Source organism: Bosea sp. F3-2 (assembly GCF_008253865.1).
Classification (GTDB): domain Bacteria; phylum Pseudomonadota; class Alphaproteobacteria; order Rhizobiales; family Beijerinckiaceae; genus Allobosea.
Genome location: NZ_CP042332.1, coordinates 425365 through 450020, shown reverse-complemented (window position 1 = coordinate 450020; position 24656 = coordinate 425365). Strand labels below are relative to the sequence as shown.

The window sequence follows — 24656 nt, the reverse complement described above, 5'->3', positions numbered from 1 at the left end:
TTCTGTGGATGGGTCTCTCGTGGTGCTGGCCCCTATCGCGCGGGAACTCGGCGCGAGCGCTTCAACAATCGATAGTGAGAAACTCCATGATGTACGTTGTGACGCTCCATCTTGCGCGCACGGCCACTTACCTCGAGGGGTATTCGGGTTGCGGCTATGAGATCCATGCGCCGCTGGACTCGCGGCTTTATCTCGATGCGAAAGCATGGCGACGAAGCCGTGGAAGGTGCCGCGTTCGACGCTTCTGGACTAGTGAAGCCGACCGCTACGGCTGGCTGATCCATCGAGCCGGCGGGCCTGGCGGCGCGACATGGTGCATCGACTACGACGATACCAGCAAGCAGCATGACGAGCTTGGCTATCGGCTCGATGGGCATCGCTTCGGACCAGGCGATTACGTTTCGCTGAGAGCAGCCGACGGAGAGTTGCTGCCATTTCGTGCTGCCGCACTCAAGTTGAAATCGCCTCGGTCAGGAATTGCGCAACGCCTCCTCCACGCTACCTGCGCATCATATCACCGTAGGTCAGCCTGAAACGGACAAGGTACCTCCCGATGAACCCCAGCTCGACCACTCGCAACTACGCCAGCATCATGGTTTGTGTCGGCCTGTCGAGCCACGCCGAAAATCATGTCGCCTTGGCTGCCTCGCTTGCTTCTCGGTTCGGCAGCCTCCTGATCGGCATAGCCGCCGAGGAGGCAACGCTTCCCTATCTCGAGGACGGTCTGGCAACCGCACGCCCAATCCTCGTCGAGAACGCGAGGAATGCAGCCATGGAAGATTTGGCACAGGCAGAGACAAATTTCAGGCGTGGCGTTGGTCATCTGCCCGACATTGAGTGGCGTAGCAATATTCAACGGCCGACTGAATTCATCGCCAACCAGGCCCGCGCCGCAGATCTTATCATCGTCGCAAGGTCATCTTCGGGCGCTTCCCACCGAATGATCACAATCGACGCCGGCGATGCCGTGATGGAATTGGGCCGACCTGTTCTCATCGTCCCGCAAAACGGCCGGAGCATCCTGGCCCGTCGCGTCATTGTCGCCTGGAAGGATACGCGCGAAGCCCGGCGAGCCGTGTTGGATGCGCTGCCGTTTCTCCAGCGCGCCGAGAGCGTGACCGTTCTTTCCGTGGGAGACGATGCGAGAGACCAAAGCGGGGAAGACGTCTGTGCGCATCTCGCGCGCCACGGCATCACTAGTCGGCCAATGATCCGGACGTCGCTGTCAGGATCCTACGCCGACACCATCGTCGACGCTGCCTTGGAAGATGGGAGCGATTTGATCGTATCGGGCGCCTACGGCCACAACCGTTTGCGGGAATGGATTTTCGGAGGAGTCACAGGCGATCTACTTGCGGACTCGCCCATCCCGTGCCTGATGTCACATTGATCTCGAAATAAATTCCAATCTTAAATAGGTAGATATTAATCTCTGAGTTATTTTTGATTAATATCAAAGCAAAACATAACTTACTACATAAAATACAAATTGCACCAAACACAGGAGGTCGCCATGAGTGATTTGTCTCTCCGCGAAGATGTACTCAATGAGCTGGAGTTTGAGCCCAGTATCAACGCAGCGCAAATCGGCGTTTCCGCGGACAATGGCGTCGTGACCTTGTCGGGCCATGTCGGCAGCTATGCCGAAAAGCTTATGGCAGAGCGGGTCGTTCAACGCGTGAAGGGGGTCCGAGCCATTGCCCAAGAGATCGAGGTGCGTTGGCCCTACGACCAGAAGACCAACGATGACGAGATCGCGCAGCGGGCACTCAAGATCATCGAATGGGACACCACCATTCCCAACGACAAGGTCCAACTCAAGGTTCAGAAGGGATGGGTCACCCTGAGTGGTGAGGTCCCATGGTACTTCCAGAGCAGGGCCGCCGAGACCGCCGTTCGAAAGCTTTCCGGCGTCATCGGCATCACCAACGCCATCACGATCAAGCCTGCCGTCCAGGCCGGCGACATCAAGCACCGGATCGAGGACGCCCTAAAGCGCAACGCCGAATTCGAAGCGAACCAGATCCGCGTGCTTGTATCGGGTGGTCGAGTGACCCTCGAAGGCAAAGTGAAAGCCTGGCACGAACGCGTGCTCGCGGAACGCGCTGCTTGGGCCGCCCCCGGGGTGAATGCGGTCGAGGATCACTTGGCCGTGGCCTAAGCTATCTTCGACGAACCATCATGCCGGCCGAGGCAATTGGACTCGGCCGGTCCGTTCAAGCAATCTCGAAGGCTGATAGCCATGATGTCGAGGAGCGAGCATGCTTGCGACCCGGCTAACGCGACAGGAAGAGCGGAGCATTCGGCGAACCCATTCGGCCTTGATCCCAGCCTACATCATGCGCGATGACGGCAGCGTGATCAGGATCTGGCCCACCGGCCATGTCGAGCGGATAGTCACATGGCACGGACAGCGCATCTGTCTGGTCGTCAAAAGCAAGAAATTTGCCCTCGGCCATAAATCGCCGCGAAGAGCGGAGCCACTGTTCCAGCCTTAATAATGGCCTTTAAGCATTTTTGTTCGACAGTTCGTGTTCGAGACGCTCAAGAAGTTCGCCTTGCGCCGCCAGGATGCGCAGCCGCGCCTCCGGAAGCGAGAACCAGGCCGCTCGGTCAATTTCGGGAAATCGGCGGATTTGGCCGCTGCCGCGCGGCCATTCGAGCTCGACCTCACTGCTGCAGCGAAGCTTTTCCGCTTCCAGGTCGCCCCTCAGCGCAAAGGCTTCGACGACCTTCCCTCCCCGTTGCCGAATGCGTCCGAGCGGAACAAGAGGACCTGGCGGCACAGTTCCCAGTTCTTCTGCGAACTCCCGTCGCGCAGTTTCCTGCGCGGTTTCGCCCGGCTGCGGCTCGCCCTTCGGAATCGACCAAGCGCCAAGATCCTTGCGCTGCCAGAACGGGCCGCCCGGATGCACGAGAAGGACTTCGGCTCCTTCTGCCACAAGGCGATACATCAAGATGCCGACACTGCAGGAAGCCATCAAAAAAACCTCAACCGGTGCCCCAATTTGCGATGTGTCAAGGACCGGGCGACGCGTCCCGAGGAAACTCGCGACCGTCGCAACCTAGGCGGCAGAGACAATTCAGGAGGTTCACATGCCTACGAAGCCTGTCTCCAACTCCCTCGCTGCCGACCAGATCGGGGCCACCGCTATGGTCGATGAGGGAATGCAGATCGTCAAAGCGCAGCTCGCCTCGGCAACCGTGCTGCCGCAAAAGATCTGGGAAACCCAGCTCGCGATGGCCTCGGAAATCCTGGCCTTCATGGGACGCAGAATGCAGGCCCAGGCCGAGCTCTGCGCCAAGCTCGGCCGCTGTAAGGAGATCGCCCAGGCGGTCGACGCCCAGCAGGATTTCGCCAAAGGCTTCGGCGGCGCTTACGCCGACGAGGCCGAGAGACTGTCCACGCTCGCCCGCAAGAACATGGATGCCTGGACCGGGGTCGGCGCCCAGTATATGTCGGGCTGGACGGGCGCCCAGAAAGCTGCGGCCTAGCGGGAAGCCTGTCTGAGCTGACATTCTTAGTTCAGCTCAGAAGGCTCGTTCGGCGGCCTTCACCACCGCCAGTGCGTTTTCCGCGACAACGGCTTTCTCACGGCCACTGGCATGGCTAATCTGCGGTCGGACGGCGGCATTGATCACCGAGGTCGAGATCGAACCACGTTAACCGCCGCGCCACTGCCGCGCGAATCACCGGCTAAAGCGACCTCACCCGCGATCCGCCAGCAGAGTAGATCCTGGTGGGTTCCAGGCTTGTCGCTGCCGAGAAACTACCGGCTGTCCGGGCCGATATCCGGCTTTCCGATCTGCCGGAAGCGCAACGGCGGCTCGCGGAAATCGATCACGCCCTTGCCGCTCCGCTTCAGCCCGGTTTCGCCCAGCACGAAGAGCCCGATCTTTACCATCGAGGAGCCGGCATTGAAGGTGACGAGAAGCGGCTCGCTTATGCCGGCACCGTCAAAGGCTGGCAATGGGCGGCGACCAGCTTCGCCAGCGCGGCCGATGCGATGCGCGTCTTCAGGGAGTCAGCCCGGCTCGTCAGGATGATTGGCACGCGCGCACCCAGCACGAGCCCCGCCGCATCGGCATTGGCGAAATAGATCAGTTGCTTGGCCAGCATATTGCCCACCTCCAAATCAGGCACGAGCAGGATGTCGGCCTGCCCGGCAACCGGAGAGACGATCCCCTTTGTTCGCGCCGCCTCCGGGCTGATCGCATTGTCGAAAGCAAGCGGACCGTCGACCTTGGCCCCGGTGATCTGGCCACGCGCCGCCATCACAGTGAGAGCCGCCGCATCGAGCGTCGACGGCATCCGGTCGCTGACGGTCTCAACGGCAGCCAGGACCGCCACCAAAGGCTCCGCCAGGCCGAGCAGATGCAGCATGTCGATCGCGTTCTGACAGATGTCACGCTTCTGCATCAGCGACGGCTGGATGTTGACCGCCGCGTCCGTCACGATCAGCGGCTTGGGATAGGCGGGCAGGCTCATCGCATAGACATGGCTGATGCGCCGTTCCGTCGTGAGACCCGAGCCTGGCGCAACGACGGCGCCCAGCAGTTCGTCCGTATGGAGACTGCCCTTCATAAGTGCGGCCACTCGGCCCGCGACCGCGAGCTCGACGGCGCGCGCGGCTGCGGCATGGCTGTGCGGGGCGTGCTCGATCGCGATTCCGTCGAGCGTGACGCCGGCCTTCTCCGCAGCAGCCCGGATCTTCGCTTCCGGGCCGACGAGAAGCGGCTGCAACAAGCCTTCATCGCGAACCTCGATCGCCGCGAGAATCGCTTCCGGCGAACAGGGGTGGACAATCGCGGCACTCAAAGGCGGCAAGGCGCGGGCTTGCGCCACGATGCTGTCGTAGCGATCGGAGTGTTTCAGGGTCACCTCGGGAAGACGCAAGCGCGGCCAGGTCACGCGCTGCTTGGGCGCCGTCACCGTCGCCGTCCCGGAAAGGACCGTCTCGCCATTCTGGTTGGTGCAGACCGTATCCAGCACAACGGTGCGCTTCCGCGCATCCTTGCTTCGTGCCGTCACGGTGGCAGTCACGGTGTCGCCGGGCGCGACCGGCTTCAGGAAGCGCAGATCCTGCCCGAGATAGATCGTGCCTGGACCGGGCAGCTTCATGCCGAGCACGGCCGAGACCAGCGCCGCGGTCCACATCCCATGCGCGACGACGTGTCCGAACGGATCACTCGCCGCGAAGGTCGCATCCAGATGAACAGGATTGGCATCGCCCGAAACGGCAGCGAAAAGCTCGATGTCATCGGGGCGAACGATGCGGACCAGAGAGGCGCTTTCGCCGATGGCGATCTCGTCGAAGATGCGGTTCGTGAAAAGCTCCTGATCCACGGCTCACCTTTCCAGCACATAGGTCCCAGGCGCATCGCAGAGCGGCTCGCCGGCGCCTCCGGCACCGCCCATGGCGGTTGGCGTGACCTGTTCGGGCGAGGACAGCGTGCCAAGCCAATCCGTCCAGGCCGTCCACCATGAGCCTTCACGGATCCGGGCCGCCGCGAACCATTCGTCCGGACCGAGGCAGGGGTCGCCATGCTTCTTCAGCATGATCCGATAGTGACGTCCGGAATGGCCGGGCTCGCTGACGATGCCGGCGTTGTGCCCGCCGCTGGTCAGCACAAACGTCAAATCGGCATCGGTCAGCAGGTGCAATTTGTGGACGGAGCGCCAGGGAGCGACATGGTCGGCCTCCGTCGCGACGGCGAAGATCGGCGTGCGGATGTTCTGGAGAGCCGCCGGCCGTCCCTCGACGATGAAGCGGCCGCTCGCCAGGTCGTTGTCGAGATAGAGGCTGCGCAGATACTCCGCCTGCATCCGGTATGGCATGCGGGTGGAATCCGCATTCCAGGCCATGAGATCGAACATCGGGGAGCGCTCCCCCATCAGATAGTCGTGCACCAGCCGCGACCAGACCAGATCGTTCGAGCGCAGGATCTGGAAGGCCGCGGCCATCTGGTCGGCCGAGAGATAGCCGCGGTTCCACATCATGCTGTCGAGGAAGCGCAGCTGGCTCGCGTCGATGAAAAGCGCGAGCTCGCCCGGCTCGCTGAAATCGGTCTGGGCGGCGAGGAAGGTCAGTGAAGCCAGCCGCTTCTCGCCGTCGCGCGCCATGGCTGCGGCCGCGATGGCCAGAAGCGTGCCGCCCAGGCAATAGCCGGCAGCGTGGACCTTGCGGCCGGGCATGATCGCCGCGATGGCGTCGAGCGCGGCCATCACGCCGCTGTGGCGGTAGTCCTCGATGGCAAGGTCGCGGTCGCCGGCATCGGGATTGCGCCAAGAGATGCAGAAGACCGTGTAGCCCTCGCCGACGAGGTAGCGCACCAGCGAATTCTCCGGCGACAGGTCGAGGATGTAGTACTTCATGATCCAGGCCGGGACGATCAGGATCGGCTCGGCACGGACGTCTGGCGTTGCTGGCGCGTACTGGATCAACTCGATCAGGTGGTTGCGGAAGACGACCTTGCCTGGCGTGACCGCCAGGTCCCGGCCGACGACGAAGCGCTCCGTGCCGACGGGTGGCTGGCCGGCGAGCTGCCGCTGCAGGTCTTCCACCCAGTTCCTCCAGCCTTCGATGAAATTGGCCCCTCCGGTCCTGCGGGCGCGCTCGATCACCTCCGGATTGGTCAGCGGATTGTTCGAAGGGGAGAAGATGTCGAGGATCTGACGGGCGACGAAGGAGACGACCTCCTCGTGATGACGCTCGACGCCCGGCACCTCATGCGTGACGTTGTGCCACCATTGCTGATTGAGCAGGAACGCCTGCGCCAGGAAGCTGAAGGGCTGCGTGCTCCATTCCGCCGCCGCGAAGCGGCGATCGCCGGGCAGCGGCGCAATGCAGGGACCGGCGTCCGCCTGGAAGAGGCCCGACGCAAGGTGAGTTCCAAAGCGAGCGGCCTTGCGTGCGGCCTTGTTGGCGAGTTCGAGCTGCTTGCCGGGCGCGGCCGCCAGATGAACGGCCCAGTCGAGATAGGCCAGTGTCAAGGCCATCGGCGAAAACCCGCCGGTGAACTTCGCGCTCCACGCCTGCCGCATGCGGTCAATGGCCGAGAAGGCCTCCGAGCTACGCGTCTCCTCCCGGCAAGGTTGTGGTCGATGGGCGTTTCCGGCCAAACCGGCTTGCGGCGAGGAGTGCATGGCTGTCCCTTTGGAAACTGTTCGCTAGCATGCGCCCTGAGAGCCATATACTCCTTGAGCTTGATCAAGGCCGGCTCGGTATCGCGCCGGTATCATTCCGTTGCGCGTTGGCCGGAGAAGCCGATGAAAGCAATGGTTCTGACGGTTCCGGGTCGACCGCTAGTCGAGAAGCGACGCTCCGATCCAGTACCGAGGTCGGGTGAATTGCGGATCAGGGTCGAGGCCTGTGCGGTCTGCCGCACGGATCTGCACGTCGTCGACGGCGAGCTGCCAAACTTGCATTATCCGCGCGTGCCCGGTCACGAGATCGTCGGCATCCACATGAGCGACATCCCGCGCTTCGGATATGATCTCCTCTGGCACGAGCGTGAGCTGGTTTCGGTCGCCAACCTCACGCGGACAGACGGCCTGAATTTCTGTCGGTTGCGCGGCCAGGTTGGCATTGTGACGAAAACGACCGTTTATCCGCTGAAGCAGGCGAATGAGGCGCTGTCGGATCTGCGCACCGGCCGGTTGCAAGGCGCAGCGGTGCTCATTCCATGATGTTCTCGCAATTCATCGCGTCGATCGCCGAGCCCCCTCGCCCGCATGCACAGGGCTTGACCCTGCCCTCTTCGTTCCTGCGCTTCGTGCTCTGGTCGGGCGGCTGGCATCAGGCGGCGGTCTGTGCCCTTTCCGTTACCGTCTTCCTGCTCAATGCTGCTCCGATTGAAACGCAGCGGCGCATCATCGACACGGCCGTCCATGCCGGCAGCCTCTCCGCCATCCTGACGCTTGTCGCGCTGCAATTTGCCATCATCCTGACTTTCGGGTTGGCGAAGCTGGCCATGAACGTCTACCGCGCCTGGCTCGGCGAATGCGCGACACGGGATCTGCGCCTTGTGGTGACGCACAGGCTGGAGGGCATGGGCGCGGAAGACTCCGCTCTCACCAATGGGACCGGCCTCGCCATGATCCTCGGGGAAGCCGACGACGTAGGCGTTTTTGTCGGCTCAAGCCTCAGCCTTCCGACCGTCGAGATCGGCTTTCTGGCGAGCGTCTTCGTCTATCTCGCCGTACTCGACCTCAAGATGATGTTCGCCAGCCTTCTGATCCTGACGCCGCAATTCGTGTTCGTGCCGCTGATGCAGCGAGCGATCAACCGCCGCGTGGCGCAGCGGACCCGCATTCTGCGGCGCTTTGGCGACGAAATCCTGTCACCATCGAAAGTGGAATCGAGCGCACGTCGCCTGGACGAGGTGTTCACGCTCAATCTCGGCATGTTCGAGATCAAATTCTCCCTCAACTTCCTGATGAATCTGACCTATTCCCTGGGCAACCTGCTCGTGCTCGGCATCGGCTGCGTGTTGGTCGTACAAGGGCAGACCGAGATCGCCACTGTCGTCACCTTTCTGTCCGCGACCGGACGGATCGTCGACCCATGGAACGACGTTGTCGACTGGGCGCGCGGCCTCGCGATGACGACCGTGAAATACGGGCTCATCATCGGAGCGCTTGAATCCTCCCCCAGCGGAATTCCTTCTGTGGCCGCGGCCGCCTGCTGAGGTCGCGACGCGACACCAGGATGAACCAGCGATAAGACCAGAGCGTTGCGAGCAGGCGCCGCACTCTGCCGGCGCTCTTGCCCGCGCCGGGCAGGCGAATGTCCGGCTGCTGCGCGGCGGTTTCGTGACACGCTGGTCCATGGCTTGCCGTTCAAGGCGTTATTGCCACCTTAAGCACGCCGTCGCGCTGATGCGAAAACAGTTCGTAAGCGTCCTTGATGCGTTCCAGCGGATACCGGTGCGTGACAAGCGGTCCCAGATCGACCCGGCCGGACGCAACGACGTCGATCAGGCGGCGCATCCGCTCCTTGCCGCCGGGACACAGCGTGGTGACGATGCGGTGATCGCCGAGGCCTGCGGCGAAGGCGCCGAGCGGGATGGTGAGGTCGCTCGAATAGACACCCAGCGAGGACAGTGTCCCGCCTGGGCGCAGCACGCGCAGCGCCGCAGAAAAGGTCTCCTGCCGTCCAAGGGCTTCGATCGCGACGTCGACGCCTCGCCCATCCGTCAGCCGCATGATCTCGTCAACCGGATCGCCCTTCGAGAAGTCGACGATCTCGTCGGCGCCGAGCCTGCGCGCCACCGCCTGCCGCTCGGGAATGCTCTCCACCGCGATGATCCGCGTTGCACCCATCAGGCGAGCACCGGCCGTGGCGCACAGCCCGATCGGCCCCTGTGCGAATACCGCGACGCAATCGCCGATCCTGACTCCGCCGCTCTCGGCTCCGGAAAAGCCGGTCGACATGATGTCGGGACACATCAGCACCTGCTCGTCGGTCAACCCGGAGGGCACATGCGCGAGATTGACCATCGCATCCGGCACCAGCAGATACTCGGCCTGTGCGCCGTCGATCGTGTTGCCAAAGCGCCAGCCGCCCATCGCCTTGAAGCCGTGGCGCTCGCCGGGACCGTCCTGCGAATGGCAGCCGCACAGGCAGGCGGCGCTATGTCCCGACGGTGTGATGGCGCCGGCGATTACGCGCTGCCCCTCACGGAAGCCCTTCACCTCCGAGCCCAGCTTCTCAATCACGCCGACCGGCTCGTGGCCGATGGTCAGGCCGCGCGCGACCGGATACTCGCCTTTGAGGATGTGAATGTCGGTGCCACAGATCGTCGTTGTGGTGATGCGCAGCAACGCATCGAGCGGCCCCACATCCGGAACCGGCTTGTCCTCGAGCTCAATGCGGCCCGGCTCTCGGAATACGGCCGCGCACATCATCTTGGGCCGGCTCGTCCGCCTTGCACTCGGACCGGAAGGAACATCAGACTGACGCATTGGCGACATATTCGCTCTCCGAGATCGTCGTTGAGGTGTCGTGGTCCCAGCCTGCAGCGAAACCGCAATGTTGCATTTGATTCAGCGCAAGTTGCGCGAAACCTCCGCTTTTTTGACGAAAATCAAAGCAGTGAGCGTTCTTCCGCCGCTCAATGGTGGGGCAAATCGCGCTATCGACGCGGAGGTCGGCATGAACGACGTCACACCATCTTCGAGCACCGTTGCGACGGCGCAGACAACTTACGGCACTGCCTATCGCGACATCGCGGTCCATCTCGACGGTTCGCCGGAAGACGAGGTGCGTTTGGCTCATGCTGAAGCGCTCGCGGCGCGGTACACGGCCCGGATCACCGGGGTCATTACGAATCTCCTTCCGGATCCCGCCCTTTTCGCGGGTGAATTCGGCACCTCCGCGATCGGGCAATTGGTCGATGACGTCACCAAGGAAGGAGACGCCAGTGAAGAGCGACTACGGCAGCGCCTGAACCGCCTTGGGACCGCTCATGAATTGCGCCGTCTGGACGCGTTCCCTGGCCTTCTTGAACAGGCCGTCACCAGTGAAGCGCGCTGGAACGACCTCTTCATTGCGACCTGTCCGCGCGATAACGGTCACACACGCTGGCGCCCCCTGCTCGAGAGCGTCATGTTCGACGGAGGAAGAGGACTCTACCTATTGTCGCCGAAAGCCGCGTTGCGATCCCCGCTCCAAACGGTTCTGATCGGATGGACCGATACGCGGCAGAGCGCTCGCGCAGTGGCTGAGGCTTTGCCTCTGATCGCTCAAGCGACGGAGGTCCATATCGTCTCGGTCAGGGAAGAAGCCCACGGACGGATGGGAGGCGCCGAAGTCCTCGCCGACATCACGGCCCACCTTGCCCGGCACGGTGTCGAGGCGACGGCAACCGTTCTCAACACGGAGACATCCACAACCGACGCCCTCCTCGACGAAGCTCAGAGAATCTCGGCAGATCTGATCGTTGTGGGGGCCTACGGCCATTCGCGCTTCAGAGAATGGGTGCTGGGAGGCGTGACCGCGGACCTGCTCGAAAACTCTCTCGTGCCGCTTTTTCTCGCTCACTAAAGCAGCCAAAGCGGATGGTCTGCCCGGCTCTTCCGCCAGCAACCTGAGCTCCCATGTGACAGCCCGGAGCCGGAGAGTATCCATGGGTTCAACCGAACGAGAACCGGCTCCGGTAAACAGCGAAGTCGCAATCCGCGTCCGAGGCTTGGAGGTCGCATTCGGCGACAAGGTGGTGCTGGACCATCTCGACCTGGACGTCATGCGCGGCGAGGTTCTCGGCGTGATCGGCGCGTCCGGGTCCGGCAAGTCTGTGCTGGCGCGCACCATTCTTGGCCTCCTGCCCAAACGGAGCGGCGTAATCGAGATCCTCGGCAACAATCTCGATGATCTTCGGGAGAGCGAGAGACGAGCCCTTGAACAGCGTTGCGGCGTCATGTTTCAGCAAGGCGCGCTGTTCTCGTCGCTGACGATTGCCGAGAATATCCAGCTGCCGATGCGCGAACTTCTGCATCTGTCGCCCAGCCTGCTGGCGGAGATAACGATGCTGAAGATCGAGATGGTCGGATTGCCGCGCGATGCGGCTGAAAAATACCCGGCGGAGCTCTCGGGCGGCATGACGAAGCGGGCGGCCCTGGCGCGTGCACTTGCTCTCGATCCCGAAATACTATTTCTCGACGAACCGACCTCAGGACTCGATCCGATCGCAGCCGATGCCTTCGACCAACTCCTGCTGACCCTCAAGGCGAGTCTGGGCCTGACCGTGATGATGATCACCCACGATCTGAGCAGCCTTCATGCGACCTGTGACAGGATCGCGGCCATCGCGCGAGGCAAGGTGATTGCCATTGGAACGCTGGGAGACCTCCTGAGACACGAAGACCCCTGGCTCAGGCAATACTTCGCCGGCGAGCGCGGTCGCACTATCTTCGCAGATGAGATCACCGCATGACGCGCCTTTGACGGTAACGGGAGGCAACGCATGACGCCAAGGTTGCTCTTGCCCGGCTTACAGCGCAATCAAATGAAGGTATGGCGACCAAGTTCGACATCTGGGTACAAGATGGGATCGACATGCCGGCGGCCCGTGTCAGCCCCTCATTTCAACTTCTGGGCCTACTTGAATACCCTTCGGAGCACTACGAGGCGAATATCGTCCGGGAACTCGTCAATCTCGAAGCCCTGTTCACGCTCGATCTCGATTGCTTCGTGATTCTGCCGATCTTCCAGCGATTCGATTACTTTAACACCCTTGGCCTCGGCAAATTTGCAAATATGTCTGAGTAATTCCCATCCCACGCCTCTGTGCTTATATTCGCTTCGGATCGAGATCGCGACTTCTCCTCTCTCCAAAGCAGCGTCACAAGCCAACATTCCGGTGGCGATGATCGTCTTTCCGTCTTCGGTAAAGACAATGAAGTTCTCGGTCTGCCTATGATCGATTTTTGTCATAGCAGCCAGACGATCATGCCCCACCTCCCTGACCGTTGTCAGAAAGCGGAAGCGCAGATCCTCGGGCGTCACGTGCTTGAAGAACTCGGCCAGTCCCGCTTCGTCGTCGGGCCGAGCAGGCCTAACATGAAATCTGAAACCCGTTCGCGTGTTCAGACTCCGGTTCATATCATCGGTCATCATACGATTTCCTTCCATCGCTGCGCGATCGCGCAGGCTCCGCTTCTTTCCGAATTCCCTGCGGATCTCACCTCACTGCACTATGCTTGGCTCTGACGGCGTCGAGCCTTGGCGTCCGGGATTTCGGCCGACAGGTAACATCAGGACTTCTGGCGCACGAACAGATCGACGCCACGATGGTGTTCGACCATCCTACCCGGGTCAGCTATTCCATACTCGCTGAATGTCGGAAGCGCTTTGCTAAAAATCAAAGCGCGCAGCGCCAGCGCGGTAGTATCGACTTTTCTTCTGACGACCCCTTTCGGGAGCGCAGCAATGACCTCTAGGGATATCGATACAGCGGCACAGGCGGCTTTAAGTTCAGACGAGATTGCCTTGATGCAGGCGTGGTGGCGGGCAGCGAATTACCTCTCTGTCGCGCAGATCTATCTGCTGGACAATCAGTTGCTGCGCGAGCCGCTGCGGATCGAGCACATCAAGCCTCGGCTGCTCGGACACTGGGGTACAACTCCCGGCCTGAATTTCATCTATCTCCACCTCAATCGCATCATCAGGTCACGGGATCTCGATGTCCTCCTCATCGCAGGGCCAGGCCATGGCGCACCTGGTGTGGTGGCGAGTCCTGCGTCCCAGTATCGCGCCCGGATACCTTCGGTTATTCCGACGAACTCGCCAAAAGGAACGGCACGAAACTGCGTGAGTGTCGCAATAGCCTGGTCTGCTCCGTAGATCGCCTGCACCAAAGAACGGCCACGGCGCGCGTTTCATCGGTTGAGCTGTTCGACCTCCATCTCCTGTATATGCCCGGAATCGGGCAGCATCACCGAGCAGAGAGCGACGGTTCCCGCAGTGGCGAAAATCGGCCCCTTGAAACCATCTTTCGCCAGTTTCGGCAGTAATCCGCTGTGATCGATATGAGCATGGGTCAAGAGTACGGCATCGACCGAAGCGGGATCGAAGGGAAACGCCCGGTAGTTTAGCTCCTTTTCCGTCTTTGACCCTTGGAAGAGCCCGCAGTCGACAAGGATGTGGGCCTCATCTGTCCGAAACGCGAAGCATGAACCGGTGACAGCTTGAGCGGTGCCGTGAAAGCTCAGACTGATTCCAAGTCCAAGACCAATATTCGTCTCTGCCATGATTTATCTCCGGGTAGTGTTGTAGCCTATCAATCGCTCGATGAGCTAATAAAATAGCAGTCTGAACTTTATTAGAACATATTAAAACATAAGCAACAAACATAAACATTAGGAAATGAGCACGCTCTTTTCGACCAAGACACCGGCTTCGGTTCCGTCATCCCGCCCCCCTCTTACCTGGGATCCCATCGGGGCCTGCTTTGAGAACAATCAAATTCGCAGCCGTTACGCTTCTTTTGCGCTGGATCAAGGCAGCCAGAAGTGGCGGTGGGATGTTTTCCTTGGACTGCAGTGTCGCCCCGAGGAGCAAGGCCATGAACCTACGAATTCCACATAATGCCTGGGTGGTCGTATGTGACGCTCGCAAGGCGATATTTCTGCGAAACGAAGGAAACGCGACCCTGGCCAATCTGAGGGTCGAGCAGGTCAGGGAAGCCGCAGCCAATCCACCGAGCGCGGAGCAGGGAGCGGATCGGCCTGGTCGCATTCAAAACGCCGTTGCACCCACCAGCGCAATCGAGGGAACCGATTGGCATGAACTGGCTGAGAGGCAGTTCGCGCATGATACGGTTGCGGCTCTCAAGCTAGCAAATCGAGCCGTTAACCCGCGAAGCATCGTGTTGGTCGCGCCGCCGCGCATGCTCGCAATGCTTCGACAACATCTCGACGAGGAATTGCGTTCTCGCATCCTCGCAGAAGTGGACAAGGATCTGACCAAGCATCCGATCCAAGAGATCGAACGGTTGCTGAGGGCTGCATAGAAACTGCGGTTCCTGCATCTTAGGCTCGTACCAAGACGTTGCTTGGACCGGTGAGCGAGCAACCAATCTGCAGCTATCGCATCGGACCAAAAAGTGGAATCCGCTTTTCGGAGAATCCGATGCGATTACCATTACACAGATCGCCGTTACCGCGTCCGATAGGACGCGCGGCGATGCAGGAGCCATTTGATTTTTCTCAAGGACGCTTGTGCTGCATCGGCGATGATCTCCTCCCAAAAAATGGGAGGCGATCATGATTGACGGCATCAAGAATGTGCTGGTCACGATCACGGAGGAGGGCAGAGAAGAACAGACATCTGCCTTGGGCTTTGGGCTCACGCTGGCTCATGAAGCAAACGCGCATTTAACGGTTCAAGCGGCAGCCGCCCGCTTCCACGTCCCATATTCGATGATCAATGATTTTTCTCAAAGGTTGGTCTCTGCGGAAAACCGACGCATTGCGTCCTTGGCCGAGCACTTCGCTCAAACTGCTAAGGCGGAGGCCGAATTTTCGGGAGTGGTTTGTACGATTGAATCGCCGCAGCTGTACTCTTCGGGTTTGATTGAGCGGTTTCTCAGCCATGCTCGTGTCAATGACATTGCAATTCTTGACGCCGAACCATCCCGAATGGAGATCGACCGCGATTTGATTGAGGCAGGCCTGTTTGACAGCGGCCGGCCGGTGCTGATCGTCCCGCCGGGACGGAGCACATTCCTGTGCCGACGCGTTATTGTCGCCTGGGACGGCAGCGCCAGCGCCGCCCGCGCCGTTGCTGGCGCCATGCCCTTCCTCAAAGCGGCAGAGGCAGCCGAAATTGTTTCGGTGGTTGGGGAAAAGGACCTCTCAAAAACGGCAGCCGGAACTGATCTCGCTCCAAATCTTTCGCGTCACGGTATCAATGTTTCAGTTTCGAATACGTCGGTTGGCCCGACGGAGGACGTTGCAACCGCAATCCAGCGTGCAGCCACCGGCTTCGAAGCTTCAATGATCGTGTGCGGTGCTTATAGGCGCTCTCGCCTTCGGGAATGGCTGCTCGGAGGGGTGACTGAGTCCATGCTCAATAATTGTCGCCTGCCAATCCTGATGACTCACTAATTGATACAGGGGTAATGAGGCCTCAGGACGTCTTGCTTCAATGGACCGATAAATAAGCCATGCAGCCCAAGAGGCACCGTCTCTTTGCGTTTGATCAATGTGTCTCCAGCGGCATTCGGGCAATAAGATATCGTCAACTCATATCCCTGCTGTTTGCGAGGCTGACGGGGCAGCGAGATTGTCGGGAGGAGCCATGTACAGCCATCTTTTGATCCCCATCGACGGCTCGCCGCTCTCGATGGGAGCCATGCAGACTGCGATGGCGTTCGCACGGGACGCCGGCGCGGAAGTGACCGTTCTCACAGTGGTGGAGCCGTTCCACATCTTCACCGTCTCGCCCGAACAGTTGCAGGCCAAACGCGGCGAGTACGAAAGGCAAGCCAGGGCGCATGCGGCCGATCTTCTGGCGGCGGCCGAGCGCGAGGCGAAGCTGCTCGGCGTCCGCTGTGAGGTCGTCCAGGTGGAAAGCGATGACCCCTATCTCGTCATCGTCGAGACGGCCTCGAAACGCGGATGCGACCTCATCGCCATGGCTTCGCATGGAAGGCGCGGCATCGCCGCGCTTCTGCTCGGCAGCGTAACCCTGAAGGTGCTGACCCATTCGAAGGTCCCGGTTCTGGTCTACAGGTGAGGATGCTCCGCCGCGCCCGTACTGCAGTTGGCGATCGTTCGCTTTTAGGGAAGCGGCCAGCCCGTCCCGAAAGCAGCGCGGCGCGGCTCAGGAGATCGGCGGATGATGCGAACCCTTGCCCTCTCTGCATCCCATTCGGAGGCTCTCGCTTCGGGGCGTCCGATGCTCTTTGCGCTGGCGGGGAGCGACGAACTCGGCCGGTCGGTCGCGGATGAGTTCGGCGTGGTCCTTGCGGCCCATGAGGAGCGCGAGTTCGAGGACGGCGAGCATAAAGTCCGGCCGCTCGATCCCGTCGCCGGCGCAGACGTCTACGTCCTTCACAGCCTTCATGGTGGGCCGCGCGCCAGCACCAACGACAAGCTCTGCCGGCTGCTGTTCTTCATCGCAGCGCTGAAGGATTCGGGCGCAGCGCGCGTCACCGCTGTCGTGCCTTATCTCTGCTATGCGCGAAAGGACCGCCGCACCAAGCCGAACGATCCCCTGACCATGCGCTACGTCGCCTCACTGTTCGAAGCAGTGGCGACCGACGTTGTCGTCACATTGGACGTGCATAATGAAGCGGCGTTCGAGAACGCGTTCCGCTGCCGGACGGTAGCGCTGACCGCCGCGCCCGTCCTCGTCGAGCGCATCCGGAAGATGCTCGGCGATGAGCCGCTCTGCGTCGTCTCTCCTGATCTCGGCGGGGGCAAGCGCGCCGATCTCTTCCGCGCGGCGCTCGAAGCGGCCGTCGGCCGGCCGGTTGGCAAGGCATTCGCGGAGAAGTACCGCAGCGCCGGAGTGGTCTCCGGCGATCTCTTCGTGGGTGAGGTCCGCGACGCGAGCTGCATCGTGGTCGACGACCTCGTCAACACCGGCGGCACGCTCGTCCGCGCCGCTCGCGCAGCGCTGCAAGGCGGCGGACGGCGCGTGATCAGTTGCGTGGCCCACGGATTGTTCATGCAGGGGGCGTCCGAGATCCTTTCCGATCCCGCCATCGAGCGCATCGTTGTCACCGACGCCGTTCCGCCATTCCGGCTTCCGGCCGGCACCGTCCGGGACAAGCTCGAGGTGGTGAGCGTCGCGCCGCTGCTCGCTAGTACAATCGGCAGGCTGCACGATAACCGGCCGCTGACGGATTTCATGGTCTTCTGAGCAATTGCTCGAGCTGCATCGCGTCCTGGGCCGCGAGGCGCAGATAGTGGCGCGCCTGCCGCGGCCATTTCTCGGGCATCCTCGGCATCGGGTCCAGAAGATGCGCGATCGACAGCCGCGCCCTGAGCATGGCTCGATGGCTGCGATAGAATAGAAACAGGCCGGAGGCGCGGTCCTCCCCGAGCGCCGCGGCGAGATGCCGGCGGATGCGCTCCCCAGCCCAACGGGCTCCAAGCCGCTCGCACTCCAGATGCAGGAACGCAACCTCGTCGAGCGGGTCGAGCGCGCGCAGGCGGGGATCGAATTCGAGGCAATCGATGATCGTCACAGGGTCGGTCAGCCAGACGTGCTCCGGGCGCAGGTCGCCATGCGCGTCGACGATGCGGCCTGCCCTGAGGCGGGCCGCCAGCGTTTCGGCGCGTTCGCTCAGAAAGCGCTGCTGCAAGGTGACGATCCATCCGATCCGCCCCGCCGGCAGTCGGAGGCGCGGATCGCAGAGCACGCTCCTGTTCGCGCCGATCGCTCGACGCCAGTCCAAAAGATGGCGTGCTGGCTGCACGAGCACGTGGCGCGCGTGCCGATAGAACTCCCACAGCGTCGACGCGATGCGCTCGACCTGGACCGGCTGCAGCCGCCGCGTCAACAACGCGGCCTCGAGGCTCCGTTCCAAGGCGAGCCGGCGCATGACCACAAGCCAGTCGACCACCGCGCCGTCGCCATCGACGGCGAGCCCCTCTGGGGAGGCCGTCAGCGGCGCCACGGCGAGATAGACGTTCGGCGCGAGACGTCGGTTCAGCTCATACTCCGCCCGGCAGGCGGCGGCTCGCCGTTCGAGCGTCGAGAAGTCGAGATAGGCAAAGCGCACGGGCTTCTTCAGCTTGTAGACCAGGTCCTCGGTCAGGAAGACCCAGGACATGTGGGTCTCGCGCGCTTCCACGGATCGGACCTTCCCGGGAAAATGCTGCGGATCACTCAGAAACGCCACCTTGTCCTCGACCGGGACCACCGGTCGAAGCGTTTCGATCCTGGAAGCTGCGTCGAGGATGCGATCCATTGTTGCATCATAGGACCGCGGCACGTGCCGGACTTGATGCTGATCAATGCCCGGTTTCGTCCGGTGGGGATGGGATGAGGTTCAGGAGGCGTTTTCTGACCCCGGCCATCACGAGGCTCTTCATTGATGGAGCATGACCCGATGCGCTTTTTGGACCGAACCGATGCTGGGCGCAGGTTGGCTTCGGCGCTCGCGCAATACCGTGATCAGCATCCCGTGGTGCTGGCGCTACCGCGCGGCGGCGTGCCGGTCGCCGCAGAGATCGCGAACGCCCTGTCGGCGCCGCTCGACCTCGTCCTCGTCCGCAAGATCGGCCTTCCCTGGCAGCCGGAACTCGCCATTGGCGCAGTCGTGGACGGAACGGCTCCGGTCGTGGTGCGGAACGAGGCGCTCATCAGCCTCGCCGGTGTCAAAGAGAACGAGTTCCAGCGCATATGCCGCAGAGAGCTTGCGGAGATCGACCGCAGGCGGGCCCGCTACCTCGGCGCCGGCACCCAAGTGCCCGTCGCAGGTCAAACCGTGATCGTCGTCGATGACGGCATGGCGACTGGCGCGACGGCGAGGGCGGCGCTGAGGGCCATCCGCCACCGTGGGCCCCTGAAGGTCGTGCTAGCCGTGCCCGTCGCGTCGGCCGAAGCCGTTGCCGAGCTGCGGGGCGAAGTCGACGACCTTGTTTATCTCGACGCGCCGAAGCCCTTCGTGGCGATCGGCCACTTCTACCGCGACTTCGGCGAAGTGAGCGATGAGGAGGTCGTTTCCGTCTTGGCGCGATTTCCCGCCTCCAAGCGACAGGCAGGTCGCTGATCCGCCGCTTTAATCTATGGCATCGGGCCGAAAAGTGGATTCCAGTTTTCGAAAAAATCAGACGCGATAACAAAGGTGTCGATCACCGTTATCGCGTCCGGTAGGACGCGCGGCGATCTGGTCGTCGCCTGCGTCGCGCGCCGATTTGCCGGCGCCCCCCTTCCGAAGCCTCGGCGAGCGCCTTGCTCGAAGACCCCAAGGGAGAGCCTTGTCACTACAGGATTGAGCCGTTTCAAGTCAGGGCGCGAAATGACGGGTGGCTCCGCCCGGGCGGCTGCCACGGATCAGGACCGAGGCTCTGAGGGAACCCAGCGGTCTCCGTCCTTCACGTAGGAGCGCTTGACCGCGGCCCAGGCGATCCGGTGAGCGATCTCCTCGCGCTCGCTCTCGTCCGCATGCGCGGCGAAGGCATGGTTGAACGCGGCGCGGTAGATGTCCTGCGCATGTGCTGGCAGATGACCGCGCACGGAAGGTGGTAGGTCCGCATTGCGCGCATAGGGCATTGGCGGCTCTCTCCCTTCACGTTGTCGCGACCAGCGAGGCCTCGTCCATGGGGGCAGCCTAGCCGACCCCGAACTCCTCGCAGGAGTAGCCGAGCATCGAAAGCCCTCCTCCAGGAAGTCACCGATCAGCGGCGTGCCGAGAAGATACTGCGGCTCTAAGGGTCTGTCAGAAGAGCGGCGTGTCCGGAATCTTCGATGGCTCGACGTTCTCAGCAAGAGTTTCGGGAACGATCGCCGAACCGACGATCACAGCGCCATTTCAGGTTCGTTGAGCTGTCGCCTTGGCTCTTCCGGTATCTCCGTCATGGTGGCTTCGGTGAGCAGCAGGATGCTGGCGACCGATACGGCGTTTTCGAGCGCGACGCGCACGACCTTTGTCGGATCGACGATCCCTGCTTCGATGAGGTCGACATAGATCTTACGGCCGGCATCGAAACCTTCGCTGCCCTGGCTTTCCAGCATGCGGGCGACGACGACCCCGCCATCGCTCGCAGAATTCTCGGCGATCTGCCGGGCCGGGGCTTCGAGCGCACGTTTCAGGATCTGGACGCCGGTTCTCTCGTCGCCCTCGACCTTGCCTTCTTCCTCGGCAACCGCCGCGACGCAGCGCAGGAGCGCGAGGCCCCCTCCGGGCACGATGCCCTCGGCGACTGCCGCCTTGGTGGCGCTGATCGCATCGTCGAGCGCCTCCTTCCTCGCCTTCATCTCGGATTCCGAAGGAGCGCCTACGCGGACGACCGCGACCCCGCCTGCGAGCTTGGCGAGGCGCTCCTCCAGCTTCTCGCGATCGTAGTCGCTGGTCGCCCGTTCGATCTCGCGACGGATCTGCCCGATACGCGCGTCGATCTGCTTGCGGTTACCGCGGCCGCCAACGATGGTTGTGGCATCCTTGTCGACAACGATGCGCTTGGCGTTGCCGAGTTGATCGAGGCCGACATGATCGAGCTTGATGCCGAGTTCCTCGGAAATCACTTGTGCTCCCGTCAACAAGGCGATGTCTTGCAGCATGGCCTTGCGGCGATCGCCGAATCCGGGCGCCCTGACGGCGCAGCACCGGAGCGCGCCGCGCAGTTGATTGACAATAAGCGTAGCGAGAGCTTCGCCCTCGACATCTTCGGCGATCACCAGCAGCGGCCGCCCCTGCTTGGCCACTTCTTCAAGAAGTTGCACCAGATCCTGCAGGGTGCCGATCTTTCGGTCCGACACCAGCACGAGGGCGTCTTCGAGCACGGCCTCCATGCGCTCCGGGTTGGTGACGAAATAAGGCGAGAGGAAGCCGCGGTCGAACTGCATGCCCTCGACCACTTCGACGATCGTCTCCGTGGTCTTCGATTCCTCGACACTAACGACGCCCTCGTTGCCGACTTTGTCCATGACGTCGGCCACCAGCTTGCCGATCTGCTGATCGTTATGCGCCGAGATCGTCGCCACCTGCGCCTTCTCCAGGCTTGTCTTGACCGGCCGCGACAGGGCACGGAGCGCATCTACGGCGCGTTGCGTCGCGCGGTCGAGACCGCGCTTGATGTCGATGGCGCTCGCGCCGGCGACGACGTTGCGCACGCCATCGGCGAAGATCGCATGGGCGAGAATAGTTGCCGTGCTGGTGCCGTCACCGACCATGTCGCCGGTCTTCTCCGCGGCCTGCCGCAGCATGCGGGCACCGAGGTTTTCCTCAGGATCCTTGAGGTCGAACTCCTTGGCAATGGTAACGCCGTCGTTGCAGACGATCGGAGCGCCCCACTTCTTCTCGATCAGCACCGATTTCGACCGAGGACCTAAGGTAATCCGCACAGCGTCTGCGAGCAGAGCGGTGCCGCGAAGAATCTTCTCGCGCGCCGCCGAATGAAACAGGACCTGCTTATGTGCCATCTCACCGTCCTCACGGAACGTGTCAGCTATATGCGACCCGGCCAAACCGGATTTTGATCCCGATCAATAAGTGAGTTCAATTGCATTAATGGCCATGGTTTTCGTCCGATCGGATGGGCTCTCGAGCGCTCCAAATTGGCGCCAAGTATCCCTCCTTTGAGCTATGAACGTCGATGCGCCGGCACGCGTCCGCAACGACCACGACCTCAAGACCTTCCTCTTACGTGTCCTCGGCCGAAGAGCGATCGGTCAGCAGCCGTTCGATCTCGTGGGCCGAATGCTTTGTCAGGTCTTTGTCTATGTCGACGATGGTCGCGGAGCGCAACTCGTCACCGAGGTTGTGCCGGAGCGCGGTGAGCATGTGCGGGGCGCGGCGAGGACGACGCCGCTCGGCATTGGGCGGGTTTGCCGGCGCCTCCGTCACCTACCCGACCTACGGACTGGAGAGGGTCGCATCGCTCTCATTGCGCAGGCAGTTCGCATTACGGGCGACGCAGACGAGAACCCACGCATCATGGGATGCGCCCACCGATGCACGGCCTTCAACGATGGATGCGACTGGCGCAGTGTTGGGTAGCGCTCCAGGCGCGCTCTGTCGCCCTGAAGCCGGCGAGGAAAGTTCCCAACGTAACCCTTGGTGCGCAGGACCGTGAGCGACCCATTTTTCCTGATCCGCGTCCTATTGCTGCTTGCAGCCGCGAACGGCGCTCCCGTCGTTGCAAGGAAGCTGCTCGGAAACAGGTTCGGAACCCCAATTGATCTCGACTTCAAGCTGCCCGATGGCAAGGCCATCCTTGGACCTGGAAAAACCATCCGCGGTTTGCTCGTCGCGGTCATCGCGACGATGCTTGCCGCGTTCGTGCTCGGCCTCTCCGTTTCGATTGGTCTGGCGCTAGGAGCCACTTCAATGCTGGGCGACCTCATCGCCAGCTTCATCAAGCGTCGGCTCGGATTGAGGCCTCATGCTCAAGCGTTCGGCTTGGATCAGATCCCTGAGGCGCTGCTACCGCTGCTCGTTCTGCAGGACAGACTTGGACTCTCGGCGATTGATATTGGAGTGATCGTGGGAGCATTCACCGCAGTGGAGGTTATACTGTCGCGGTTGTTGTTCCGACTCGGAATTCGCGAAAGGCCTTATTGAGCTGATCTGCTGGTCGGCAATTGCTTGGGCGGCAAACGCTTGAAGTGGTGCAACGTGATTTCGGGCAGGCAGTTGAGCCGGACGTCCACGATGCAGGTGCCCGCTCCGACCGATGTGTAGCCTACCATATCGTGATAGCGCCACGCCCCGCGGGCGAATGCGCGGGGGCTGTCAGCGTCCGTCACGATCGGAACGCCCCCGGGCAAGCAGATCTGCCCTCCGTGCGTATGTCCGGACAGCATGAGATCGAATCCAGCGTGCGCCGCGTGTCGGTAGGCCTCGGGCGTATGCGACAAAAGGATGGATACCGCTGCAGGTGGAATATCATGCGCGGCCCGGTGAAAGTTCTCCATGCGATAGAAGTGCGCGTCCTCGATTCCCGCGAGGTAAATAACAGCGCCGTCCCGTTCGATTCGAGTCCACTCATTTAAGAGCAGGGCGTAGCCCATGGCTTCCATAGGTGGAACAAGCCTGATCGTATCGTGATTGCCGAGCACGCAATACACGGCTCCTTTCAGGTGCTGGCGTAGCTCTCGCAGTCTCTCAAGGGTAGCCGCGATAGGTCCAAACGTCCGGGCCCTGTAGTCGCCGGTCATAACACAAAGGTCATAGTCCAAGCCCTGGACGCGCTCGATCAGCGCGGCTGGGAAGATCAGGTTCATGTCGAGATGCAGGTCGGAAAGCTGCAGCAACGTAAACCCGTCGAACTCGCGGGGGAGATTGGCGAGAAGGACGTCGTTATGGCGCAGCTCGATTGCGAGCGCGTTACGACGCCCGCGAGTATGAAGGCCTGCCATCCGGAGCAGGGCCCGGATCAGTCCATGGATCGAGTACCAGTTTTCAAGATGAAAGAAATGCGTCCCACGTCGGAAGATGTGAGCTTCGTAGTCGCGCTCCAATCCGAGCCGCTGGCGCACGTGCAAGCGGCCGAGACGTGGCTCAAGCCCGGCGAGAGTCGCTCTCTCATCCGCCGTAAGATCGGGTGACCTCATTTGCTCAACGCGAAAGCGTACGTTCAGATCGGTCGAGATAGGGTATAGGCTGCCGCAGCATACGCCCGCGCAGCCCGAATGCAACGAGACTTTTCTCGAACCATGGCGAGTTATTCTCCTCGACGCAACAGAACTCTTGTCGAACCACTGGTCGCGAACGCCATATCAGTTGCACTAAATTCATAATTTAGCCATAGAAATCACAGTTTACGCGCAATCACTGAGACTTTATTACTTATCACTTGATTTGCATACTTCTTAAATACTCTACAATGGCTGCTATCCGCTCGTTCGTGCTGATATCCGTGCCCCCCGGAGACGTCTCCCTCCCCCAAACAGGCATCTCATAGTTCCCGTGTGCTCGAAGCGATCTTCGACCATCGACTATGCCGCGGAGAACCTCCGCCGGGTACACGCCACGATTGTTCCTGGTGAGCAGACGAAGATCAGGGGGTTGCCTTCTTAGGGCGGGGGCAACAGGCCCATTCCCGCTTCCATCTTTACCGTGGCAAGCGGCACATTTATTTTCGTATTCAGCTTGCCCGGCTTTTATTTCGCTCGAAAAGCTATGCGGAGACTGGAACTCGCTGAGAGTGAAGGCGACCACGAATGTGAGCAGATGTTTTCCTTTTGTCATGGCCAGATCAGACCTCGTACGAGCGCGTTGGTGCATATGCAGAGGATCCGCACGAATCCCACTGATTAAGAGCGGCAATTCCGTACACGGATAGCCGATCGGTTTTGAGAAAAGTCAAAAGCCTCTAACATTATACAGGCACCGACGATTCCACGCTTCATGCGCCGCTGCGCGGCAGCAGCCCGCGCATTGTGGCAAGAGTTCATGCTATCTGCCAGCATCATCGAATTCCGACCGGGGGACCAGTCGCGTCCTTTGGTCAGGTGATCCGAACTCGATCTGTT

The 24656-nt window shown here is 61.5% G+C and carries 25 protein-coding genes and 3 pseudogenes; 15 read left to right on the top strand and 13 right to left on the bottom strand.

All coding sequences use genetic code 11. The features are described 5' to 3' along the window. The first annotated feature begins 86 nt into the window (after window positions 1–86). From FQV39_RS31965 to FQV39_RS31955, 3 genes are all read left to right on the top strand, one after another. Window positions 87–533 (top strand): hypothetical protein, encoded by a 447-nt coding sequence (locus tag FQV39_RS31965; protein WP_187640374.1) that lies wholly within the window; start codon window positions 87–89, stop codon window positions 531–533. Between the two features lie 20 nt (window positions 534–553). Continuing rightward, window positions 554–1390, top strand: a complete 837-nt coding sequence (locus FQV39_RS31960) for a universal stress protein (RefSeq protein ID WP_149134445.1) — start codon at window positions 554–556, stop codon at window positions 1388–1390. A 123-nt stretch (window positions 1391–1513) separates the two neighbouring features. Continuing rightward, the gene (locus FQV39_RS31955; protein ID WP_149134444.1) at window positions 1514–2161 is read left to right on the top strand and encodes a BON domain-containing protein; all 648 of its coding nucleotides are present in this window, start codon (window positions 1514–1516) and stop codon (window positions 2159–2161) included. 346 nt (window positions 2162–2507) lie between these two features. Here FQV39_RS31955 and FQV39_RS31950 read toward each other — a convergent pair whose 3' ends face one another. Beyond that, entirely contained in the window at window positions 2508–2981 is a 474-nt protein-coding gene (locus FQV39_RS31950) for an NUDIX hydrolase (RefSeq protein ID WP_149134443.1), read from the bottom strand. Between the two features lie 115 nt (window positions 2982–3096). Here FQV39_RS31950 and FQV39_RS31945 point away from each other — a divergent pair, with 115 nt between their 5' ends. After that, window positions 3097–3495, top strand: a complete 399-nt coding sequence (locus tag FQV39_RS31945; protein WP_149134442.1) for a hypothetical protein — start codon at window positions 3097–3099, stop codon at window positions 3493–3495. A 275-nt stretch (window positions 3496–3770) separates the two neighbouring features. On the opposite strand, the gene FQV39_RS34520 is transcribed toward FQV39_RS31945, so the two are convergent. Genes FQV39_RS34520 through FQV39_RS31930 form a run of 3 tightly spaced genes read right to left on the bottom strand, consistent with a single transcriptional unit; the run spans window position 3771 to window position 7147 of the window. After that, on the bottom strand, window positions 3771–3971 hold the full coding sequence (locus tag FQV39_RS34520; RefSeq protein ID WP_187640373.1) for an acetate and sugar kinases/Hsc70/actin family protein: 201 nt from the start codon (window positions 3969–3971) through the stop codon (window positions 3771–3773). Beyond that, window positions 3944–5347, bottom strand: a complete 1404-nt coding sequence (locus FQV39_RS31935; protein WP_149134441.1) for a bifunctional enoyl-CoA hydratase/phosphate acetyltransferase — start codon at window positions 5345–5347, stop codon at window positions 3944–3946. The genes FQV39_RS34520 and FQV39_RS31935 overlap by 28 nt, the downstream gene beginning before the upstream one ends. 3 nt (window positions 5348–5350) lie before the next feature. Then, a complete protein-coding gene (locus FQV39_RS31930; protein WP_149134440.1) occupies window positions 5351–7147 on the bottom strand; it encodes a PHA/PHB synthase family protein in 1797 nt (598 codons plus the stop codon). A 246-nt stretch (window positions 7148–7393) separates the two neighbouring features. Here FQV39_RS31930 and FQV39_RS31925 point away from each other — a divergent pair. Next, window positions 7394–7690 (top strand): annotated as a pseudogene (locus tag FQV39_RS31925) (hypothetical protein); the annotation flags it as partial. Next, window positions 7687–8691, top strand: a complete 1005-nt coding sequence (locus tag FQV39_RS31920) for an ABC transporter ATP-binding protein (protein ID WP_149134439.1) — start codon at window positions 7687–7689, stop codon at window positions 8689–8691. The pseudogene FQV39_RS31925 and the gene FQV39_RS31920, both read left to right, overlap by 4 nt. A gap of 151 nt (window positions 8692–8842) precedes the next feature. On the opposite strand, the gene FQV39_RS31915 is transcribed toward FQV39_RS31920, so the two are convergent. After that, a complete protein-coding gene (locus FQV39_RS31915) occupies window positions 8843–9910 on the bottom strand; it encodes an NAD(P)-dependent alcohol dehydrogenase (RefSeq protein WP_187640372.1) in 1068 nt (355 codons plus the stop codon). Between the two features lie 124 nt (window positions 9911–10034). Here FQV39_RS31915 and FQV39_RS31910 point away from each other — a divergent pair, with 124 nt between their 5' ends. Next, window positions 10035–11048, top strand: coding sequence for a universal stress protein (locus FQV39_RS31910; protein WP_149134437.1), 1014 nt, complete (start codon window positions 10035–10037; stop codon window positions 11046–11048). Window positions 11049–11130: 82 nt separating this feature from the next. Continuing rightward, on the top strand, window positions 11131–11937 hold the full coding sequence (locus FQV39_RS31905; RefSeq protein WP_149134436.1) for an ABC transporter ATP-binding protein: 807 nt from the start codon (window positions 11131–11133) through the stop codon (window positions 11935–11937). 164 nt (window positions 11938–12101) lie between these two features. Here FQV39_RS31905 and FQV39_RS31900 read toward each other — a convergent pair whose 3' ends face one another. Beyond that, window positions 12102–12620: a GNAT family N-acetyltransferase gene (locus tag FQV39_RS31900; protein WP_248313538.1), complete on the bottom strand. Its 519-nt coding sequence runs from the start codon at window positions 12618–12620 to the stop codon at window positions 12102–12104. A gap of 312 nt (window positions 12621–12932) precedes the next feature. Between FQV39_RS31900 and FQV39_RS31895 the strand changes: the two are divergent. After that, window positions 12933–13238: pseudogene (locus tag FQV39_RS31895) on the top strand (phosphoketolase family protein); the annotation flags it as partial. Here FQV39_RS31895 and FQV39_RS31890 read toward each other — a convergent pair. Further along, window positions 13238–13753, bottom strand: a pseudogene (locus FQV39_RS31890) (MBL fold metallo-hydrolase); the annotation flags it as partial. The pseudogenes FQV39_RS31895 and FQV39_RS31890 overlap by 1 nt on opposite strands. Window positions 13754–14067: 314 nt before the next feature. Between FQV39_RS31890 and FQV39_RS31885 the strand changes: the two are divergent. From FQV39_RS31885 to FQV39_RS31870, 4 genes are all read left to right on the top strand, one after another. Further along, the gene (locus FQV39_RS31885; RefSeq protein ID WP_149134435.1) at window positions 14068–14514 is read left to right on the top strand and encodes a host attachment protein; all 447 of its coding nucleotides are present in this window, start codon (window positions 14068–14070) and stop codon (window positions 14512–14514) included. Window positions 14515–14767: 253 nt separating this feature from the next. Further along, complete coding sequence (locus tag FQV39_RS31880) at window positions 14768–15610, top strand: universal stress protein (RefSeq protein ID WP_149134434.1); 843 nt, start codon at window positions 14768–14770, stop codon at window positions 15608–15610. Window positions 15611–15803: 193 nt separating this feature from the next. Further along, window positions 15804–16241: a universal stress protein gene (locus FQV39_RS31875; RefSeq protein ID WP_149134433.1), complete on the top strand. Its 438-nt coding sequence runs from the start codon at window positions 15804–15806 to the stop codon at window positions 16239–16241. A gap of 105 nt (window positions 16242–16346) precedes the next feature. Beyond that, window positions 16347–17372, top strand: a complete 1026-nt coding sequence (locus FQV39_RS31870) for a ribose-phosphate diphosphokinase (protein ID WP_187640394.1) — start codon at window positions 16347–16349, stop codon at window positions 17370–17372. On the opposite strand, the gene FQV39_RS31865 is transcribed toward FQV39_RS31870, so the two are convergent. Continuing rightward, the gene (locus FQV39_RS31865; RefSeq protein WP_248313537.1) at window positions 17359–18426 is read right to left on the bottom strand and encodes a hypothetical protein; all 1068 of its coding nucleotides are present in this window, start codon (window positions 18424–18426) and stop codon (window positions 17359–17361) included. The genes FQV39_RS31870 and FQV39_RS31865 overlap by 14 nt on opposite strands. A gap of 141 nt (window positions 18427–18567) precedes the next feature. Between FQV39_RS31865 and FQV39_RS31860 the strand changes: the two genes are divergently transcribed. After that, complete coding sequence (locus tag FQV39_RS31860; RefSeq protein WP_149134432.1) at window positions 18568–19230, top strand: phosphoribosyltransferase; 663 nt, start codon at window positions 18568–18570, stop codon at window positions 19228–19230. Between the two features lie 284 nt (window positions 19231–19514). On the opposite strand, the gene FQV39_RS31855 is transcribed toward FQV39_RS31860, so the two are convergent. The 3 genes from FQV39_RS31855 to FQV39_RS31845 all read right to left on the bottom strand — a co-directional run bounded on the left by FQV39_RS31855 (window position 19515) and on the right by FQV39_RS31845 (window position 22026). Beyond that, entirely contained in the window at window positions 19515–19733 is a 219-nt protein-coding gene (locus FQV39_RS31855; RefSeq protein WP_149134431.1) for a ChaB family protein, read from the bottom strand. 246 nt (window positions 19734–19979) lie between these two features. After that, a complete protein-coding gene (gene groL / locus FQV39_RS31850) occupies window positions 19980–21602 on the bottom strand; it encodes a chaperonin GroEL (protein WP_149134430.1) in 1623 nt (540 codons plus the stop codon). A 220-nt stretch (window positions 21603–21822) separates the two neighbouring features. After that, window positions 21823–22026 (bottom strand): host attachment protein, encoded by a 204-nt coding sequence (locus FQV39_RS31845; protein WP_149134429.1) that lies wholly within the window; start codon window positions 22024–22026, stop codon window positions 21823–21825. A gap of 225 nt (window positions 22027–22251) precedes the next feature. Between FQV39_RS31845 and FQV39_RS31840 the strand changes: the two genes are divergently transcribed. Continuing rightward, the gene (locus FQV39_RS31840) at window positions 22252–22743 is read left to right on the top strand and encodes a CDP-archaeol synthase (RefSeq protein WP_149134428.1); all 492 of its coding nucleotides are present in this window, start codon (window positions 22252–22254) and stop codon (window positions 22741–22743) included. Here FQV39_RS31840 and FQV39_RS31835 read toward each other — a convergent pair. Next, window positions 22737–23660, bottom strand: a complete 924-nt coding sequence (locus tag FQV39_RS31835) for a metallophosphoesterase (protein ID WP_149134427.1) — start codon at window positions 23658–23660, stop codon at window positions 22737–22739. The genes FQV39_RS31840 and FQV39_RS31835 overlap by 7 nt on opposite strands. Window positions 23661–23973: 313 nt before the next feature. Next, window positions 23974–24372: a c-type cytochrome gene (locus FQV39_RS34515; RefSeq protein WP_187640370.1), complete on the bottom strand. Its 399-nt coding sequence runs from the start codon at window positions 24370–24372 to the stop codon at window positions 23974–23976. Between the last annotated feature and the right edge of the window lie 284 nt (window positions 24373–24656).